This is a genomic window from Bythopirellula sp. (genome assembly GCF_041737835.1).
Classification (GTDB): Bacteria; Planctomycetota; Planctomycetia; order Pirellulales; family Lacipirellulaceae; genus Bythopirellula.
Genome location: NZ_JBGSQY010000053.1, coordinates 19755 through 37023, shown reverse-complemented (window position 1 = coordinate 37023; position 17269 = coordinate 19755). Strand labels below are relative to the sequence as shown.

Below are 17269 nucleotides of genomic sequence, written 5' to 3'. Positions count from 1 at the left end.
AGAAGGCGCCGCCAGGAGGCTTTTCACGAATCTTTGGCAGGACGGTTATGAAGACCGTAAGCAGGGAAGAAACCTACCGACGAATGAGGAGTCGGAGGGATCGACGCTGAGGAGGGGCGTTCATGCAAGGGGGGAATTCGAAACACACAATCGTCAGCGGAGCTACGCGTATCGCGGAAGTTGCGCTGTCGGCACTGTTGATGGCGAGCACCAGCTACGCCGATCTGGACTTCCCCGCGTCAGGGGAAGCTGAGCAGCCGGCCGTCGTCGCGGTCGCGCAAAAGCCCAAGGGCGAGCGCTCGATTCTCGTCGCCAAGGGAACGATCAGCGAAGAGCCCGCGAAAGCGCCCGTCAAACCGCGCACACGCCGTCGACTCGAGCCGATTTCGAAAATCTCGGAATACGAGCCCGAACTGGCTGAGCCCACCATGGCTCCTGCTCAAACGCCACGCACGGAAAGTGCGCCCGTTGCGATTGAAGTTGCAGCGCCACCCGTAGTGGATGAACCGATTGTTGAAGCCGAGGCCGAACCGGTCGTCGAGCCCGTGATTGAAGCGACCGAGCAACCGAACGAGCCACTTGTGGCTGAGCATTCGACTTTGGAAGCGGTGACTTTCCACGGGATTACGCCGGGAATCTCGACACGCAGCGAAGTGCTTTCCGATTGGACCGCGCCAACCAATGGCGACACGAATGCCAAAATACTCAGCTTTCAATTTGAAGGCTTGAAATCGGTCGACGTGAACTTTGCCGGCGAGCGCGTGAAATCCATCACGATTACGCTCGACAAGCCCACGCCGATCAGCGATATGATCACTAGCATGCAACTCGAAGGGATTCGCCCCGTGATTGTGAGCGATGCCGCCAAAACACAATTCAATCAAGCTTATCCCGAGCGGGGCGTGATTCTTACGCTCTCCGATTCTGCCGGGATGGTGATGGCCAGCGATGGTGAATCCACCGACGTCCAAGAACAAGTGAGCGGCGTGCTGCTCGAATCGATTAGCTCGCGGTTGTTCTTGCTACGAGCCAAAGAGAGTGCCAAGAGTAATCTCACACAGACCATTGCTGACCTCGAACAAGTGGTGACGCTTGAACGGAAATCGGCCGAGGCCAAATACTTGCTCTCGTGCCATAATTTGGCCGTGGGTAAGGCCGTGACCGCCGAGCGTTATGCCGCCGAGGCCGTTGAAATCGCGCCGAACAATCACGAATATCGTTTGCAGTGGGCCAAGTGTCTTGGCCAGTTGGCTCGCTACGATCGGGCCGTTGCCGAAGCACGCAAAGTTCTCGAACTGCCAGGCGTTGAGCCGCTCCAACGTGCCGAAGCCCTGGAAGAAATGGGCCAACTTGCGTCGCTCGGTTCGTCGGAAGTCGCCGAACGCTCGATTCAACTCCATAGCAAAGCGATTGAGATTGCCGACGGCCTAGCCAACAGCGAAGACGTGGCCACACGCCAGGCGGCGCAGTGTGTGTTGATCGACGCTCACTTGGCGATTGCCACGCAAATTGCTCAAGGCAATTTCCAAGATAAGAACCAAGCCGTGCCCCAATGGATCGAACGGGCGTCGGCTTTGGCCGAAGCGTTGATCGACGAAGACGCAAGCTTCTTGCCACGCCGCTTGCAAGTGGCGGTGAGTGCCTTGGCCGCGGCGACGAATCTCGCCAAACCGATCAATCCCAAACTGTGGGTCGAGGAAGCGGAAGAAACTGTCAAAATCTTGCTCGAAGAAACGCCCGACGTGCTCACTTGCAGCCAGTACGACTGGGAGTTGGGACTAGCCTATCTGCACGCCGCTGATATCGAACATCTGCGAAGTGATGCTGAATCGGCCAAGAAGTTCGGCAAGCTTGCCGAGGAAAAACTCAGTGAACTCTCGCGTCAACGCGATGAACTCCCCGACACGGGTTACACGATGGGCCGGCTCTATTTCCAAATCGGTGCGGTCTTCGCCGTGCATGAAGAGGATCACAGCGCGGCTTGCAAGTGGTACGACCAAGCTGTCGATCTGTTGCTGAATCCCGTGCCGGTGACAACTCTGGCCGTGCCACAACAGCATGGCGATGCGTTGGTGAGCATGGGCGTGTCGTACTGGCGGACCAACGACCGCGAGCGCGCCGTGGAACTCACGCTGGCTGGCGTGGAGTTGATCGAAGAAGCGGTGGACGCGGGGCTGTTGGGTTCGACATCGTTGTCGGTGCCTTATGAAAACCTGTCGGCTATGTACCAAGCTTTGGGCAAAACCGAACCAGCGGCTCGCTATCAAGTGCTGGCCCGCAAGGTGAATGGCAGCCTGACCGATTCGCCACAGTAGTATTCGCGTCGGGATGCGCTTACGATTGAGCGGAATGGACCCGCGAAACCGCAAGCGAGAAACGATGTGTGTGCATTTGATCCAGCCAGTTATGGTCGAGAATTTGCTGCGTTGATTCCCACGGAGCGGTTGATGCCGCTTGATGCAGGCGTTCCTCTTGAGGGATCGCGTCGAGCGTTGAGCGCTCTCACGGTCGATCAAGCATTCTCTGGCATCAACGTCGCGGACATGAACATGGCCCGCTGTGCGTTGGCGGGAATTTGGCTGCTGCACGACTTTCTTGATGAGTCGCACACGATCAGTCAGGGAATAAGCACTCCCTCGGGCAGCTATTGGCATGGAATCATGCATCGCCGCGAAGGGGATTTCTCCAATGCCAAATATTGGTTCGATCGCGTGGGAGATCACCCCGTCTACGCGGAGCTGACGAGTCTCGATGGCTCCGCCTGGGACCCGCATCAATTCGTCGACCAATGTCAGCGAGCGCTGCGCAACAACGACGCCCAGCAGATTGCGGCACTCCGCCAATTGCAGCAGCGCGAATGGCAAACGCTGTTCGATTTCTGTTATCGCACAGCCCAAGGCGAGCGGGAGGCGTAAGCCTCGCGCAATCTTGCTATCTCGCGCAGTGAAGCCCTCGCGCAAGTATTTAACAAACTGCGATTTGCGAGAAAATGTGTGAATTTGCAGGGGACTTACGTCCCCCGCTCGCCTTGGTGGGCCTTGAATCTGCCCTGCAAAACCTGATACTAAAGGGCTGAGAAACTTCGCAAATTTGCCCACATTCATACACAGGAAGGGTTCGATCATGTCGCGCGCTGGAGCAGTTACTTTTAAGGGTAATCCGATGACGTTGGCCGGCAAGGCCGTCGAGGTGGGTAAGCCCGCCCCCGATTTCACCGTGCACTATTTTGAGGGTGGCTTGAAGAAGCTTTGCCTCGCCGATCTGAAGGGCAAGCCGACGATCTTGAGCGTCGTGCCTTCGCTCGACACGCCCGTCTGTGCGATGCAAACCAAGAAGTTCAATGAGCAATTGTCGGCCCTGGGCGACAAAGTGAATGCCATCACGATCAGCCTCGACTTGCCGTTCGCGATGAATCGCTTCTGCGGCGCCGAAGAGATCAAGAACATGAAAGTCGGCAGCGACTATCAAGATCGCAACTTCGGCAACAACTGGGGAACGCTCATCGAAGAGCTCAAGATTCTGAGCCGGGCGATCTTCGTGCTCGACAAGGACTGCAACGTGGCCTACGCCGAATACGTTCCTGAAGTCGCCAGCGAACCGAACTATGAGGAAGCGATGGCTGCGCTCAAAGGCCAGCTGTAAGCGATCAACACACGAGCCGTCGCCACGATCGGCGGCGGCTCGTGATTTCTGATGATGCACAATCAACTTGTAAGAGAAAGCAAGAACAATGGGCAGGTTTTTGGCAATTGTGGTAGCGCTTGTGGCACTTGCGCTGGTGATCAATACCATGCAAAAGGATAAGCCGGTCGGTGAGAACGACCAACCGAAGCTTATTGCTCCTGAGAAGCCCGACACACCCGCCGAGGAACCCAAGGAAGTTGCCGCTGCGGGTGAGAAGGCTGTCGAAGCCGAACTAGCAGCAGTTGATCCGGCTGTTATTGAAGCAGCTCCCTCGGCCACCACGGAAGTTAAACCAGCTGCGACAGAAACGGCGCCTGCGCCATCGACCGAAGAAGCGTCGCCATCTCCCAAAGCTCAAGCCGAGAAAGCCGCTAAGGATGAAGCTGTCGAAAAAGCCAATGAAGCGATTCAGGAAGTCGAAGCCGAGCGCGAGATTGACGATAAGTTCAAAGGCATTGCCACCCCCAACAAGGAAAAGACCGAGCAATTCATGCTCGGGGGTAATGAATTGCTCATGGGAATTCCCGGCGAAGAGGATCTCACCGAAGAACAAATCGAAAAATGGCTACAAGACCCGGTGAATCGTGCGGTGCTGTTGCCGGAATTGCCATTGGGCCTTGCGGCTGGGGCGGGACAGATTCAAGGCGTCGAAGAGAATCCACTGACCCGCGCGAAGATCGAACTCGGTCGGCAATTGTATTTCGATACGCGACTGTCGGGTGATAACACGATTAGCTGTGCCACCTGCCACGATCCGGAATTTGGTTATGCCAAGGACACGCAGTTCGGCGTGGGCATGAAATCGCAAATGGGGAATCGCAACTCTCCCACGGCCTACAATCGGATTTTGAGCGGGCCGCAATTTTGGGATGGCCGAGCGACATCACTTGAAGACCAAGCGATCGGTCCGATTGCCAATCCCATCGAGATGGGCAACACGCACGAAGTGGCCGTGAAAGTGATTGCCAAAATCCCCGGCTATCAAAAACAGTTTGATGCAATTTTTGAAGACGGCCTGAGCATCGAAAACATCGGCAAGGCCATTGCGAGTTTTGAACGCACGCTGGTAACTGGCCCCGCGCCTTGGGATTACTATCAGCAGTTGGCCACGTTTGAAAAAGCCTACGAAGCAGACCTCGAAGATTTGGAATTGCTCAAGGAAGAGGACGAAGAGTTTTACAACGAATACATGGAGTTAAAGAAAGTCAGCGAAGCCCATCCGATCAGCGAGTCGGCGATTCGCGGCGGGGAGTTGTTCTTTAGCGACAAGGCGGCTTGCACGACCTGCCACGTGGGGGCCAACTTCACCGACGAGCTGTATCACAATCTGGGTGTCGGCATGGATACGGAAAAGCCCGACCTTGGTCGCTTCGAGCAAACGGGCGAAGAGAAGGACAAAGGGGCATTCAAAACTCCGACTGTGCGCAATATCTCGTTGACCGGTCCGTACATGCACGACGGCACGCAGAAGACATTGGAAGAAGTCGTCGAATGGTATGCCAAGGGTGGGCATCCCAACCCATACTTGAGCGACAAGATCAAGAAGCTGGATCTCACGGATCAAGACAAAGCCGATCTCGTGGCCTTTATGAAAGAGGGGCTGCAAGGCTCGCTGCCAGAGCCTGAGCAAGGGCGGTTGCCGAAGTAGGTGCGTAAGTTGTGCTCTATAGCCGGAGGCACACTTGCCTCCGAGAAAACCCCGGAGGCAGGTGTGCCTCCGGCTAGTTAGGTTTACTCTTCCACGACGTGCGATTCGATCACTTTTGCGTCGACGATCGTCGACGAGCCGCGGAACCGTGTCGTCGCCGGGGAGCTTGCCGCTGCCGGCTGGCCAGAAGGCGGTAGTTTGCACGCGGACGTTCTTGCTGAACCAGTTGCGTATGGCGAACATCGCCAAATGGCGGATCGGCGGAATCAGCAGGGCAATCCCCAGGACGTCGGAGATCACGCCGGGCAGCAGTAGCAGTATTCCCGCCACGAGGATCAGTGCGCCATCGCCGATGGTGCGGGTGGGGACGACGCCTTGCCGCAGTTCATTCTGCACGCGCAAGATTGCGTGCAATCCTTGCCACTTGGCAATCCAGGCGCCAACGATCCCCGCTCCGAGCACGAGCAGTATCGTCGGCAGAATCCCAAACGTGGATCCCAGTTTCACAAGAATCCACAGCTCAAGGACAATGAGTCCAAGGAATGTCAAAGGAATGGCTAAAAGTGGCATGACGTAATGGTATGCGGATCGAGGCACGAGTTGTAGTGGTCGCAAACAAAGCACCGTAATTCGCAGAGTGCACTTGACTAAAGCATAGTAAACATAGGTATACTATTCGATTCTGAGTTTATAACCGCTTATCTGCGCTAATTGTTCGCTAATGAGAGTGAAGTATTAGCGTTAATTAGCGGTCAAAATCGGTTTCTTTAGTTTGGGTGACATGGCGGATCGAAATTTTCCGATGCCGAGCGGTAGGGGGGCGGGTTCGCAGCCGGCTAATCCCTATCTGCACGTGCTTGAGGAGATCGACCTTGAGCACGTGGCCGACGACGAAGAATATCTCGCAGGCCTCGAGCGGCTGCGGACGACTTATTTGGTCGACACGTCGCAATCGATTGTCAGCGAGAACGACAGCCCCGACGTGGGCTTTCGCTACAGCGTGAATCCTTATCGCGGCTGCTCGCACGGTTGCAGCTACTGCTATGCCAGGCCATCGCACGAATATCTGGGGATGAGCGCGGGGATCGATTTTGAAACCAAAGTGCTCGTGAAACTCCGTGCGGCAGAGTTGTTTCGCGATTGGTTGGCGCGGCCGAAATGGCAGCCCGAGCCGATTGCCTTTTCCGGCGTGACCGACTGTTATCAACCGGCGGAAAAGGAGTTTCGCCTCACGCGGGCGTGTTTGGAAGTGGCGCTGGAAGCTCGGCAGCCGATGACGTTGATTACCAAGAACGCACTCGTGACGCGCGATATCGACGTGCTACGCGAAATGGCGGCGAGAAACTTGGTGCGGGTCGCGATGAGCGTTACGAGCATGCGGCAAGAATTGACTCGGATCATGGAACCACGCACGAGCGCGCCGCAGGCACGGATCGCAGCAATCAAAACGCTTAACGATGCTGGCGTGCCGACGTTTTTGATGACGGCACCAATCATTCCCGGGCTGAACGACAGTGAGATTCCCGCCATTTTGCAGGCTGGGAGTGAAGCGGGGGCCCAAGGGGCGTCCTACGTCTTGTTGCGCTTGCCGACGACCGTGCGCGAAGTCTTTTTTGAATGGCTCGAACGGCAACTCCCCGACGAGGCCGAGAAAGTAAAAGGAAGGGTTCGCTCGACGCGCGAAGGACGCGACAACAGCGCAGAGTTCGGCAAGCGGATGCGTGGCACAGGATTAATCGCCGATCAAATCGCGCAGACGTTCAAAGTCTTTGCCGCAAAGTATGGGTTGGATAACAGCAAGCTCACACCACTGGATTGTTCGCAGTTTCGACCACCGAAAACGGCGAGTGGGCAGTTGTCGTTATTCTGAAGCGAACATAGAACGCGGAGGAACGCTGATTGGACGGATTAGCGCGGAGAGTGTTTTACAGGAGAAAGCAGAGTAAGCGGAGGTAAGAAGGGAAATCGGAACACTCATGGCCGCTGATCTTCGCTAATAAAGATATCGGCCTCCGATTCAAATTCTCTGCTCACTCTGCTTCCTTCTGTAATAAATCCGCTGAGTATCCGGCTAATCGGCGTTCATCCGCGTTCTATTCTGTAGCAAAGACATTCGCAGCTAGGGCCGAGGTGAGTAGTTCGGTTACGAACGCCGCGATCTCGGGTTCTTGCGATCCGCGGGGGCCTGCGATGTTGAGCCGTTCGACGTGATGCTCGGTGATAAATTCGGCGATTTGTTCACCTGCTTCACTTATGGAAGCGACTGTCTCGCGGGCAATATGTAGACAAGGTTTGCCTTGTTGGCGCGTAGCGGCCAATGTCAGAGCGGTGCCGCCGGTGGGGGTGGCTTGGATTGTAATAACTAGCGTGGCATCGCTGTCGCGGACGTTCCAGCGGGTTCGCTGGTCGTATTTGAAGGACGGAGTTTCCGTGAGTTGATAGCGGTTATCCAAGGGGCCATCTTCGGCGAGTCGGCCGCGGGGACACCACCCGCCATGAGGAATGCCAAAGCGAATTGCGAAATCGAGAGCGGCGCGGTCCGCGCCTGTCTGTCCGCCTGACACAATCGTGAAGTCGCGCGGCAAATCCATTGCTATTTACGCAAATTGTCGGGCACGCCGCTGGGGAAGTATTTTTCGATCGCCCGTTCGATAAACTCGACGCGGTTGGCGGGCTTGGGGTGCGTGCTGAAAAACTCGGGTGGAGCTTGTCCTCCGCCTGCTTCTTCGAGGACCTTCATCACGCCGATCATCGCGCGGGGATCGTAGCCCGCTTGATAGCAAAGCCGCACGCCCCAGTCGTCGGATTCGAGTTCCGCTTCACGGCCATACTTCATACTGAGCGTGGCGGAAATCATCTGCGCGGCTTGAGCCGATTCTTGCGTCCCACCGAGCACGCCAATCGCACCAGCGAGTCCTTGAAACATGCCTTGCCGAGCCATTTGTTTGTTGCCGTGGCGGGAGAGGACGTGACCGATTTCGTGGCCCAACACACCGGCGAGTTGCCCTTCGGTTTCGAGGGCGGCATACAGGGCTTCGGTGATGAAAACTTGCCCACCCGGCAGGGCGAACGCGTTCACCGTTTTGGGATCGGAGAGCAACGTGAACTGAAACGCTTCTTCATAAGGGTTGCGACGGTTCGCACCGGGATTCTCGCGATTGAATTTTGCGAGCTCCTTATCGAGCGCTTCCAAGAGTCGCCAGCCGACGGTTTGCACTTGCTGCTGCGCAGCAATGTTCCGCGATTGGCCGCCGTGCATGCCGATCATTTCCGGCTTGGCCTGCAAACCAAGTTGGATTTCGTCGGTTTCGTCGGTGAGGGCGACCCGTTCGGGTTCACCCGTGACTTCGTTGATATCTTTGGACTTGGCGTAGTAGCTCAAGAAGGCGAACGCCGCGATCGCGAGCGCGATCAGGAGCCGCGCTTTCAGTGCGCTCCCCGCACCCGAGCCGCCGAACATTTGCCGGCGCTGGCCGGTATTGCCGCGGGATTGAGGAAAGGGAAAGCGGAGGGTCGATGTGCGTGCCATATCGCCGTTCCAGGATCGAGTGGTTAACGAGCGTCCACTATAGCAGGAAACGGGGAAAAGAAAAGTTGGGGCGTGCGCGCGGGGCCGCTAAGCCGCAAGCGGCTATTGGTCGGTGCAATGGGAGAGGGCGACGACGGCTAGCGCTGTGGCTAGTAGCGGATCGTCTTCTTTCATGAGGGGGCTCTCGGCATTCGCGAAGCTGCCGTCGGGGTGCTCGAGGGCGGCGACCTTTTTGGCGAGGGCCAACTTTTCCGCGGCGGGGAAGTCGAGCGCAGCGTACACTTCGGCACGGACGGCGAAGTGATAGTACTTGAGGGCATCGCCCCAAGGTTCGGGATAGTCGGTCGGAATCCCTTGGGGGTAGTCGAGATTGGTGTGTTGTTTAAGCCACTGCACCGCGGCGGTCACACGTTCGTCGTCTTTGGGAACTCCCGCCGCTAAGAGCGCGAGGATTCCATCACACGTGGCCGTGGCATAGCTTCGCCAGTAGTTGCCATCCTTATCGAGACGGCCTTTGTTGGCTTGCAAGACTACGGGGGAGAAATAGAATCCGCCGTCGAAAGGAATTTCTTGCGGTCGTTCAACACCCTCGGGGACGGGTTGCACGTTGAGTGTTTCGGGTCGCTTTTGTACGACGGCGAGGAAACGCTGTGTTCTGGCACGAACATCACCGCCGTTGTTGGTAAAATGAACACCAAGTGCGAATGCAGCGTCGATCGCCCTTCGTGTATGTGCCAAATCCATGTGTCCTGGGTCGCCGGGCTGCTGAGCCTTATCGAACCCCCAGCCACCATAGGCAGGCATTGCTGTGGTGAAGCCGCTTTTCTCCTCGAACTGAGAGGAGATCAGAAAACGGTTCAACCTAATCAAAATTTTTGACGCCTTTAGACGATGCTCCGCACTCGCTTCTTGATCAAGCTTGCAAAGACGATCAATGGCCAAGATGGCGTAGGCCGTACTGTAAACGGGGTACTCCAAAATATCGGGATCAGCCTTGCCGATCGCCCCATCGTCATCGAGTTGCGAGACAATGAACGCGATCGCTTTTTTGGTTTTTTCGATTTCTGTGGGTGTGAGCGATTTGGTACTGGCGAGCAAAGTGTGCAGCACAAACGGCGTGAGTGCTTGGCCAGAACGCATGACGGCATATTGCTCGCTTCGCCAGGAACCGTCGTCATACTGTTGGCTCCAGAGAAATTCTCTGGCCTTGGCGAGTGCTTCAGTGGGAGTTCGTTGCTCAGCAGCGTATGTGTTTGCGATGCTGAAAATTAACAGAAAAACACATGTCATCCTGAGAGAGCCCTGGCGACCGAATGATCTAGCCTGCCACACTCTTACGGGTGGAGTGCGCACGGTGATGGAAGCCAGATTCTTCAAGTCGTGCCAGTTCATCTAGTGTGGGCCTTTCAGAATGACATGTTCGCAAGCAAACAAGACCTTCTTTACTTCGCGGTGGCAAGTTGCTCGGCATTCGTGCGTTTGGCCATTGCGTTGAGAAACTCGGCATCGTTTTCGGCGGTCAGGCATTGCACCGCGGCAGCCGTGCAGAACACGGGGCTGGTGATGCAATGGTGGCCGCTCCAACTGCCATCGCCATTTTGCACTTTTTCGAGCCGCTCGGCCATCTTGCCGTTCCAATCGTTGAACTTTTTGCCTCCGGCGATCACGAGCGTTTCGCTGGTCATCATGTAGCTCAGATATTCTTCGCCGCCGTTGTTGCCAAAGCCAGCCAGCAATTTTTCGTCATCCAGACGAGCGATCTGCGCCAAGTTTTGTTGTGCGGCGGCAGCCAACTTGCGAGCGGCTTTGTCGCCCACGCCAGCAATTTTGAGCGAATCTTCGCTCATCGCGGCCGTCGCCGGCAATCGGCCTTCTTCTTTGGCGAGCTCGAAGCGATCTTCCGCTTCCTTGGCGTCGGCGGCGTTTGCGCGGAATGAACCGTTGAACGAATACAATTCCACTCCTGCAGCTGAGGTTGCACTTACACGACCTGAAGCTTGATCGAAATTGCCTTTTTGATAGTCGCGGGCTTTGTCGAGAATCGCCTTATCAATTTTCTTGCCGTTGGCCGCGGCGATTTCCAAAGCGGAGCAAGACAACGAGGACTGCAGCACCGGTGCCCAACCACCCCCTTGGCTCCAACTGCCGTCCGCTTGCTGCGAGAGTTGCAATTTCACCAGGCACTTATCAATCGCGGCGTTCACCCGTTTGTGCAAGGCTTTGTCCTCTTTCACGAGTGGCAACACGCGCGACAGATATTGCGACGTCATGGCCGTATCGACGTAGCGGCCCAACTTGGCTTGTGGCTGAGTCCCTTCGATGTTGGTGATCAGCGGGCCTGCGGTCGGTGCTTGCTCGACGGTCGTGAGTAGATATTCCAAACCTTTCTTGATTTGCGATTGATATTCGCCAGCGACAGGTGTGTGGCCAGCCCGCATGAGCGAAAGCAACGTGAACGCCGTCGTGGCCGGGTCGGTCTGCACAGCCTGGGGATCACGAACGCCTTGTTGCGCGTGGGAGCCGCCACCCCAACCGCCGTCAGTGTGCTGCGCGGCGATCAACCAAGTGATCCCCTTCTTCACGAATTCGGGGAATGCTCCGGGTGCGATAGGTTGTGGGGCCGGTTCTGGCTTTTTAACAACGGTGAATTGTTCGAGAACTTGCCGTGTTGCAGCTTGTTCAGGATTGGCGGAAATCGGTTCCGCTGTGAGGAGTTTTGAGAGACTCACAGTCGCTAGCAGTGTGAGCGCAAGACAAGACAATCGGCGCGAAGTCATGGTTTGACTCCTTGTGAGAGGGCTTTGGAAGGATAAGGGCCGCGGGAAATCGGCCTGCCAGAGCTTTCGACGCCGAGGGCGGGGAAAGAGTTCCCAAGAATTTATTGCGAACGCCGACGACGGCCTTTGGGGGCGAACATCGCTTGCACGGCGATGACCCCTTCGATCAAACGGTCAACATCCTCGGGGCGATTGTACAGGTAGAAGCTCGCCCGGGTGCTGGCGGAAATTCCCAGTGCATTGTGCAGCGGCTGCGTGCAGTGATGCCCCGCGCGCACGGCCACGCCAAAGCGGTCGTTGAGCACTTGCGCGAATTCATGGGCATGAACCCGCTCGAAGGCAAAGCTGATCAGCCCCGCGCGGAATTCCGGCGGTGGGCCCAGGATGTGTAGGCCATCGATTTGATTGAGCTGCTCGTAAGCGTATTGCGTGAGCACGTCCTCGTGGCGGTGAATCGCGTGGAGGCCGATGTTCTCCAGGTATTCAATCGCCGCCGACATCGCAATCGCGGGGGCAATCGGCGGAGTGCCCGCTTCAAACTTGGCGGGAAGCTCGGCGGGAGTAAAACTATCGAGCCGCACTTCGTTGATCATGCTGCCCCCTCCGAGGAACGGCGGCATCGCGTCCAGCAGTTTTTCCTTGCCGTACAGAATGCCCACCCCCGAAGGGCCGAGCATCTTGTGTCCGCTGAAGGCCAGAAAATCGACGTCGAGCGTGGTCACGTCGGTGTGTAGATGAGGCACGCTTTGCGCGGCGTCGACCAACACCAATGCACCCACGGCATGAGCGGCGGTCACAATTTCGGCAATCGGATTGATCGTGCCCAGTGTATTGGAGACGCTCGCCACGGCCACGAGCTTGGTCCGCTCGCAGAGCAGGTTCTTGAACTCCTCCATGTTGAGCCGGCCATCGAGCGTGAGCGGCACGTGTCGCATGACCGCACCGGTCTTGGCGGCGACTTGCTGCCACGGAACGAGATTGGAATGATGCTCCATCACCGTGCTGAGAATCTCATCGCCGGGCTTTAAGTTGGTTTCGCCCCAACTTCGTGCCACGAGATTGATCGATCCCGTGGTGCCTTGCGTGAAGATAATTTCACGGCCGTTGGTGGCTCCGATAAATGCCGCGACTTTCTCGCGGGCTTGTTCGTATTGTTCGGTGCTGCGTTCGCTGAGCGTGTGAATTCCGCGATGCACGTTGGCATAGTCGTGCTCATAAATGCGCGTGATCGCGTCGATCACTTGCCGGGGGCGCTGAGTGCTCGCAGCGTTGTCGAGAAACACGAGCGGGTGGCCGTCGAGCACGTCGCTGGTGAGGATCGGAAAGTCTTCGCGCAAGGAAGCGGGCAACAAAGCCGCTTCGTCGAGTGTGGCGAGATTGCTCATGACTTCGTAGACACTTTCAAAGTTTGTAGGCCGGAACGAGTAGTACGAGTTCCGGCAGGAGGTTGGTCGACAGTCGCAGTGCGGGACATGTTTCTCTGCCGGAACTGCGCACGGCTTGTTCCGGCCTACGTCACCGGCGAATGCACGGCCGATTGCAGAACCTTCCACGAGAGCAGGCAGCACTTCTGGCGGTTGGGCGTGAGCCGCGGGCCGTAGAGTTCCAGCATGTCCCCAGCGGAAAAGTCTTTGATCTCGTCGACCGTTTTGCCTTGCAGCTTTTCGAGCAGCATCGAAGCCGACGCTTGGCTGATTACGCAGCCTTCGCCACTGAAGTAGGCGTCGACGATCTTACCAGCATCATCGAGTTCGAGTTCAATCCGCACGACATCGCCGCACAACGGGTTCTTGTCCTGGTGGGCATGGGTAGCCGTCGGGAGTGTTCCCCGATGAAAGGGGTCTTCGTAGTGATCGAGGATGTGATCCTGGTAAAGTTCTTCTTCGGAGGGCATGGGGAAATGTCAGATATATGATGTGAGATTGCAGATGTCAGAGACACATTATACGCAATTTGCGTTCGTTTTTCTTACATTTGGGTGAACACATCCAGCATTTCACATCGACCCACTACCAGGGCTTATCCCGCAGGATTTCGCGGGCGGCGTTGCGGCCGCAGGCTCCCATGACGCCGCCGCCGGGATGGCTCGCCGCACCGCACAAATAGAGGCCCGGCACGGGCGTGCGGTGATCGGCCCAGCCTGCCACGGGGCGGAAACAATAGAGCTGATGCAGCGGCATGGCCCCCTGCATGATGTTGCCCCCCGTGATGCCGAAAGTTCGTTCCAAATCGAGCGGACTCAAAAATTGACGATGTTCGATGGCATTGGGGATATTGGGTGCATATTGGGCCAGCACTTCGACGCAGCGATCCGCGAACGATTCCTTGATCTCGTCCCAATTTCCCGACGCCAATTTGTATGGCGCGTACTGCACGAAGATCGATAGGATATGTTTGCCCGGCGGGGCAATCGTGGAGTCGACACTTGTGGCCATCGTGCATTCGAGAATGGGATTCTCGCTCGGCTTGCCATACTTGGCATCGTCGTAAGCACGTTCCAAATAATTGAGCGACGGACCAATGTGCATCGTGCCGTGATGATGGGGCCCAACTCCGTCGCCAGGGACACACGTGAATTTTGGCGGCTCGCTCAAGGCAAGGTTCAACTTGGCCGACGCCGACGAGTAATCGATGCGTGCAACCGCTTCACGGAACTCGGCGGGCAACACCTCAGGGGAAAGAAGCCGTTCAAAAGTGAGATGGGCATCAACACTCGAAGCCACGACCCGCGCTTCCAATTGCGATCCGTCTTCGAGCCCCACGCCACTTGTGCCATGTTTGTCGGTGTGAATCGCATGAACGGGCGCTTCGCGGCGAATCTCCACGCCGAGATCGACACACGCTTTTTCGAGCGCATCCGACAATCCACCCATGCCTCCTTGCACGTAGCCCCACACGCCGCGCGAGCCGCCAGCTTCGCCCATCACGTGATGTAGCAGCACATAGGCACTGCCGGGCGAACTGATCGACGCGAACGCGCCGATGATCGCGTCGGTCGCCAACGTTGCACGCAGCACATCGGATTCAAACCAACGTTCTAAGATCGGCCGCGCGGCCCCGGTGAGCAGTTCCACGGCTTCGGGCAGATCCGCACCGAGAGCTTTGGTAGCGCTGAGTAAATTAAGAATCTTCTTGCCATCGCGAAGCTTTTTCCCCATGCCGATCTTGCGCCAATCCGATGGCAAGGGGAGGGGATCGGGGGCCGCTTCGCTCAGCACGGGTTCTAACGTTGCAGCAACCCGTTCCAGTAAGGCTTCGTAGCGTGGATAGGCCGCGGCATCGCGCATGCTGAACTTGCCGATTTCGCGTTGATTGAGCGCGGGGTCGGGGCCCATCAACAAGCTACGACCATCGGGCAGGGGCGTGAACGACGATGGACTGCGCGGCAAGATACGCAGGCCATATTCCTTGAGCGCGAGTTCTTGAATGATCTGCGTTTGAAACAGGCTGATCACATACGCGGCGGTTGAAACTTTGTAGCCGGGCCAGATCTCTTCGGTTGTGGCACACCCACCTAAGACGTGGCGGCGTTCTAAAACGCACACTTTGCGGCCAGCCTTGGCCAAGTAAGCCGCCGCGACCAAGCCATTATGTCCTCCGCCGATGATGACTACGTCGTATTTGCCGTGGTTGGCCATCGTGTTTCACGTCCTTGTTGCCGATGTGCGAATATCTCGGAAAAACGCATTGTACAAAAATGTCATCCCGAGGGGAGCCAATCGTCCTGTAGAGAGTCGTGAGGACCGAGGGGTCTGGCATCCAACAGACAAGAGCTGGGAGCTAAAAGTCCAGTGCCATACAGTCTGGCTCTAGACTCTGGACTTTCCGCTCTTGGCTAACTCGATTCTTCAGTCGCCGAGGCTCCCTCAGAATGACCACTGTCTCGCCAAGTTGACCACAATTGCCCAATCTTACACGCCGAGCATCTTGGCCGTGGCGAGCCACATGAGTTCCCCTTGGGCGAAGTCGATTTCGCCGTGCATGCGGACCGCGGCGATCGAGCCTTTGGCAAAACGCAAATTCGCGCGGCGATCACCCACCAACGTCGCCGTGAGCCACGACACATCGGGCACGTGACCCACCCAACATACCGACTTCGCTTCGCAGGAACGCGTCCACTCGGCAAGGCTTTCGAAATCGCTGCCGGGTTCGAGTGCGGTTTGATCGACGATCTCAGGTTTAAGCGGAGTATTGGCGGCAATGAGTTGAGCCGTCTGTCGGCAACGGACGTAAGGGCTCGTCGCGATGATCTCGGGTGCAAAGTCCCGCTCGGCCAAAAGCGCGATCATTTTTTGATAGCGCTCCACCCCCTCGGGTTCGAGTTCGCGCTGCGAGTCATCCGGCCAGCGCGGATCGCCATAGTCATAAGCCCAAGCATGCCGGGCGATGTAAATCATCTTGGTGCTCATGTTGAATTGCTTTCAATAGAGGTCATCCCGAGGGGAGTTCCGCGACCCGAGGGATCTGGTTTGAGCCATCTTCCGTTTTGCAGTACGAGTAATGTCGAAAGGTAGATTCTTCAGTCGCCTAGGCTCCTTCAGAATGACATGTTTCTTTATCTCCACCGCCACAGGCAGTCATCTCCAATTTTCAACTCACGCTGCAACGGCTCAATGGCGGCTTTGTATCGCTTCGCATCCAGCGGATAACCGGCCGTCGGGCGCAGTTCGGGAATTCGTGAACACCAAAAGTGATTGAACGCCCGCATGGCGAGCTCGCGATGATACTTGGCCGTCATCGACGCGAGCGCGACGGGCAGCTCGGCTTCTCCTTTGACGCGAAAGCAAATTTCGACGCGGTTGTCGCTCGGTCCCCAAGCATAACGACTCGCGGGGCCACTCTCAGCCAGCGTGTCGATCCATTGCTCCGGAAAGTGATGCTGCAAAAGGGCCGCGTAGCGGTTCCGCCCGCCGTGCTTATCGCAAACGATTCGCGTGAGCCTCCCGCGTAAGCGGGGGGAGTTATCCGAGATCGAATCCATGACTTCGCGTACTAGGCCGATGGAAATATGCGAGAGCGCGGCGCCCTTGGTGCCGAAGCGATTTGTCAGCTCGTTGAACTCACGCGGGTACACGAGCCGCACGCGTAGGTCGATGAGCTTTGTGGCCGCTAAACCGCAAGCGGTAATGAAGCGGTGTGAGAGCTTTTCCACTTCATCATGCGTGGTATCAATCGGTAAATCGCAATCGTACTCGGCATAACACGCCAACGCTGGCGCATGTCGCGCCATTAAACAACTCCAGCGAACTCCGGGCGCTGACGCTGACGGCTCGCCAGTCGCTCGCCAGCCCACCAACACCCCGCGTTCGAGTTGCCTTAGCCCCAGTCCTGGTTTATAGAGCTGCTTGGAATCGGCAATCGCCAGTTTGCGTTCCGAAGCTGCGCGGGACACGATCTTTGAGAGTCGTTTGTAGAGACAAGTGTTGGTCGACCGCTGCCTGCCGGCGGCGGCTAGCAGGGCGATATTTGAATCCGCCCTCCGCCCTCCGCCTTCCGCCTTTTCTTCATCCACCCACCACGCGCTGGCCGCGACCGCGAGCGGCCCGAGATTGGGTCCGTAACCAGCTTCGTCGATACCGATCATCCACGCCATAAGGGGCAGTATATCGGCGATTGATCATTCCGGCGAGC

General features: G+C 57.0%; 14 protein-coding genes and 1 pseudogene. 5 read left to right on the top strand and 10 right to left on the bottom strand.

Going from position 1 to position 17269, the window contains the following annotated elements:
• Positions 1 to 122: 122 nt before the first annotated feature.
• The 4 genes from AC6T8Q_RS16885 to AC6T8Q_RS16870 all read left to right on the top strand — a co-directional run bounded on the left by AC6T8Q_RS16885 (position 123) and on the right by AC6T8Q_RS16870 (position 5332).
• Positions 123 to 2315 carry a tetratricopeptide repeat protein gene (locus AC6T8Q_RS16885; RefSeq protein WP_500680205.1) on the top strand — a complete coding sequence of 731 codons (2193 nt, stop codon included), beginning with the start codon at positions 123 to 125 and terminating at the stop codon, positions 2313 to 2315.
• 66 nt (positions 2316 to 2381) lie between these two features.
• The gene (locus tag AC6T8Q_RS16880; RefSeq protein ID WP_500680204.1) at positions 2382 to 2915 is read left to right on the top strand and encodes a hypothetical protein; all 534 of its coding nucleotides are present in this window, start codon (positions 2382 to 2384) and stop codon (positions 2913 to 2915) included.
• Positions 2916 to 3123: 208 nt separating this feature from the next.
• Complete coding sequence (gene tpx / locus AC6T8Q_RS16875) at positions 3124 to 3642, top strand: thiol peroxidase (RefSeq protein WP_500680203.1); 519 nt, start codon at positions 3124 to 3126, stop codon at positions 3640 to 3642.
• 88 nt (positions 3643 to 3730) lie between these two features.
• Positions 3731 to 5332 carry a cytochrome c peroxidase gene (locus AC6T8Q_RS16870; protein WP_500680202.1) on the top strand — a complete coding sequence of 534 codons (1602 nt, stop codon included), beginning with the start codon at positions 3731 to 3733 and terminating at the stop codon, positions 5330 to 5332.
• Positions 5333 to 5575: 243 nt separating this feature from the next.
• Here AC6T8Q_RS16870 and AC6T8Q_RS16865 read toward each other — a convergent pair.
• Positions 5576 to 5902, bottom strand: a pseudogene (locus AC6T8Q_RS16865) (FxsA family protein); the annotation flags it as partial.
• Positions 5903 to 6113: 211 nt separating this feature from the next.
• Here AC6T8Q_RS16865 and AC6T8Q_RS16860 point away from each other — a divergent pair.
• Positions 6114 to 7202, top strand: a complete 1089-nt coding sequence (locus AC6T8Q_RS16860) for a PA0069 family radical SAM protein (protein WP_500680201.1) — start codon at positions 6114 to 6116, stop codon at positions 7200 to 7202.
• A 223-nt stretch (positions 7203 to 7425) separates the two neighbouring features.
• Here the strand turns inward: AC6T8Q_RS16860 and AC6T8Q_RS16855 are convergent, their stop codons facing one another.
• The 9 genes from AC6T8Q_RS16855 to AC6T8Q_RS16815 all read right to left on the bottom strand — a co-directional run bounded on the left by AC6T8Q_RS16855 (position 7426) and on the right by AC6T8Q_RS16815 (position 17231).
• Positions 7426 to 7923 carry a putative molybdenum carrier protein gene (locus tag AC6T8Q_RS16855; protein ID WP_500680200.1) on the bottom strand — a complete coding sequence of 166 codons (498 nt, stop codon included), beginning with the start codon at positions 7921 to 7923 and terminating at the stop codon, positions 7426 to 7428.
• Between the two features lie 2 nt (positions 7924 to 7925).
• On the bottom strand, positions 7926 to 8861 hold the full coding sequence (locus AC6T8Q_RS16850; protein WP_500680199.1) for a M48 family metalloprotease: 936 nt from the start codon (positions 8859 to 8861) through the stop codon (positions 7926 to 7928).
• Between the two features lie 102 nt (positions 8862 to 8963).
• Positions 8964 to 10151 (bottom strand): prenyltransferase/squalene oxidase repeat-containing protein, encoded by a 1188-nt coding sequence (locus tag AC6T8Q_RS16845; RefSeq protein WP_500680198.1) that lies wholly within the window; start codon positions 10149 to 10151, stop codon positions 8964 to 8966.
• 152 nt (positions 10152 to 10303) lie between these two features.
• Positions 10304 to 11638 carry a prenyltransferase/squalene oxidase repeat-containing protein gene (locus AC6T8Q_RS16840; RefSeq protein ID WP_500680197.1) on the bottom strand — a complete coding sequence of 445 codons (1335 nt, stop codon included), beginning with the start codon at positions 11636 to 11638 and terminating at the stop codon, positions 10304 to 10306.
• A 101-nt stretch (positions 11639 to 11739) separates the two neighbouring features.
• The gene (locus AC6T8Q_RS16835; RefSeq protein WP_500680196.1) at positions 11740 to 13023 is read right to left on the bottom strand and encodes an aminotransferase class V-fold PLP-dependent enzyme; all 1284 of its coding nucleotides are present in this window, start codon (positions 13021 to 13023) and stop codon (positions 11740 to 11742) included.
• A 125-nt stretch (positions 13024 to 13148) separates the two neighbouring features.
• Entirely contained in the window at positions 13149 to 13532 is a 384-nt protein-coding gene (gene sufU / locus AC6T8Q_RS16830) for a Fe-S cluster assembly sulfur transfer protein SufU (protein WP_500680195.1), read from the bottom strand.
• Positions 13533 to 13647: 115 nt separating this feature from the next.
• Positions 13648 to 15276: a phytoene desaturase family protein gene (locus tag AC6T8Q_RS16825; protein ID WP_500680194.1), complete on the bottom strand. Its 1629-nt coding sequence runs from the start codon at positions 15274 to 15276 to the stop codon at positions 13648 to 13650.
• A gap of 273 nt (positions 15277 to 15549) precedes the next feature.
• Positions 15550 to 16047 carry a SixA phosphatase family protein gene (locus AC6T8Q_RS16820; RefSeq protein WP_500680193.1) on the bottom strand — a complete coding sequence of 166 codons (498 nt, stop codon included), beginning with the start codon at positions 16045 to 16047 and terminating at the stop codon, positions 15550 to 15552.
• Positions 16048 to 16193: 146 nt separating this feature from the next.
• Positions 16194 to 17231 (bottom strand): hypothetical protein, encoded by a 1038-nt coding sequence (locus tag AC6T8Q_RS16815; RefSeq protein ID WP_500680192.1) that lies wholly within the window; start codon positions 17229 to 17231, stop codon positions 16194 to 16196.
• Between the last annotated feature and the right edge of the window lie 38 nt (positions 17232 to 17269).

What these genes read in the sequence shown, in the direction of transcription:
- AC6T8Q_RS16850 (WP_500680199.1), bottom strand. Translation starts at nt 8,861, where the DNA reads ATGGCACGCACATCGACCCTCCGCTTTCCCTTTCCTCAATCCCGCGGC.
- AC6T8Q_RS16855 (WP_500680200.1), bottom strand. Translation starts at nt 7,923, where the DNA reads ATGGATTTGCCGCGCGACTTCACGATTGTGTCAGGCGGACAGACAGGC.
- AC6T8Q_RS16820 (WP_500680193.1), bottom strand. Translation starts at nt 16,047, where the DNA reads ATGAGCACCAAGATGATTTACATCGCCCGGCATGCTTGGGCTTATGAC.
- tpx (WP_500680203.1), top strand. Translation starts at nt 3,124, where the DNA reads ATGTCGCGCGCTGGAGCAGTTACTTTTAAGGGTAATCCGATGACGTTG.
- AC6T8Q_RS16835 (WP_500680196.1), bottom strand. Translation starts at nt 13,023, where the DNA reads ATGAGCAATCTCGCCACACTCGACGAAGCGGCTTTGTTGCCCGCTTCC.
- AC6T8Q_RS16870 (WP_500680202.1), top strand. Translation starts at nt 3,731, where the DNA reads ATGGGCAGGTTTTTGGCAATTGTGGTAGCGCTTGTGGCACTTGCGCTG.
- AC6T8Q_RS16885 (WP_500680205.1), top strand. Translation starts at nt 123, where the DNA reads ATGCAAGGGGGGAATTCGAAACACACAATCGTCAGCGGAGCTACGCGT.
- AC6T8Q_RS16845 (WP_500680198.1), bottom strand. Translation starts at nt 10,151, where the DNA reads ATGACATGTGTTTTTCTGTTAATTTTCAGCATCGCAAACACATACGCT.
- AC6T8Q_RS16825 (WP_500680194.1), bottom strand. Translation starts at nt 15,276, where the DNA reads ATGGCCAACCACGGCAAATACGACGTAGTCATCATCGGCGGAGGACAT.
- AC6T8Q_RS16815 (WP_500680192.1), bottom strand. Translation starts at nt 17,231, where the DNA reads ATGGCGTGGATGATCGGTATCGACGAAGCTGGTTACGGACCCAATCTC.
- AC6T8Q_RS16840 (WP_500680197.1), bottom strand. Translation starts at nt 11,638, where the DNA reads ATGACTTCGCGCCGATTGTCTTGTCTTGCGCTCACACTGCTAGCGACT.
- sufU (WP_500680195.1), bottom strand. Translation starts at nt 13,532, where the DNA reads ATGCCCTCCGAAGAAGAACTTTACCAGGATCACATCCTCGATCACTAC.
- AC6T8Q_RS16860 (WP_500680201.1), top strand. Translation starts at nt 6,114, where the DNA reads ATGGCGGATCGAAATTTTCCGATGCCGAGCGGTAGGGGGGCGGGTTCG.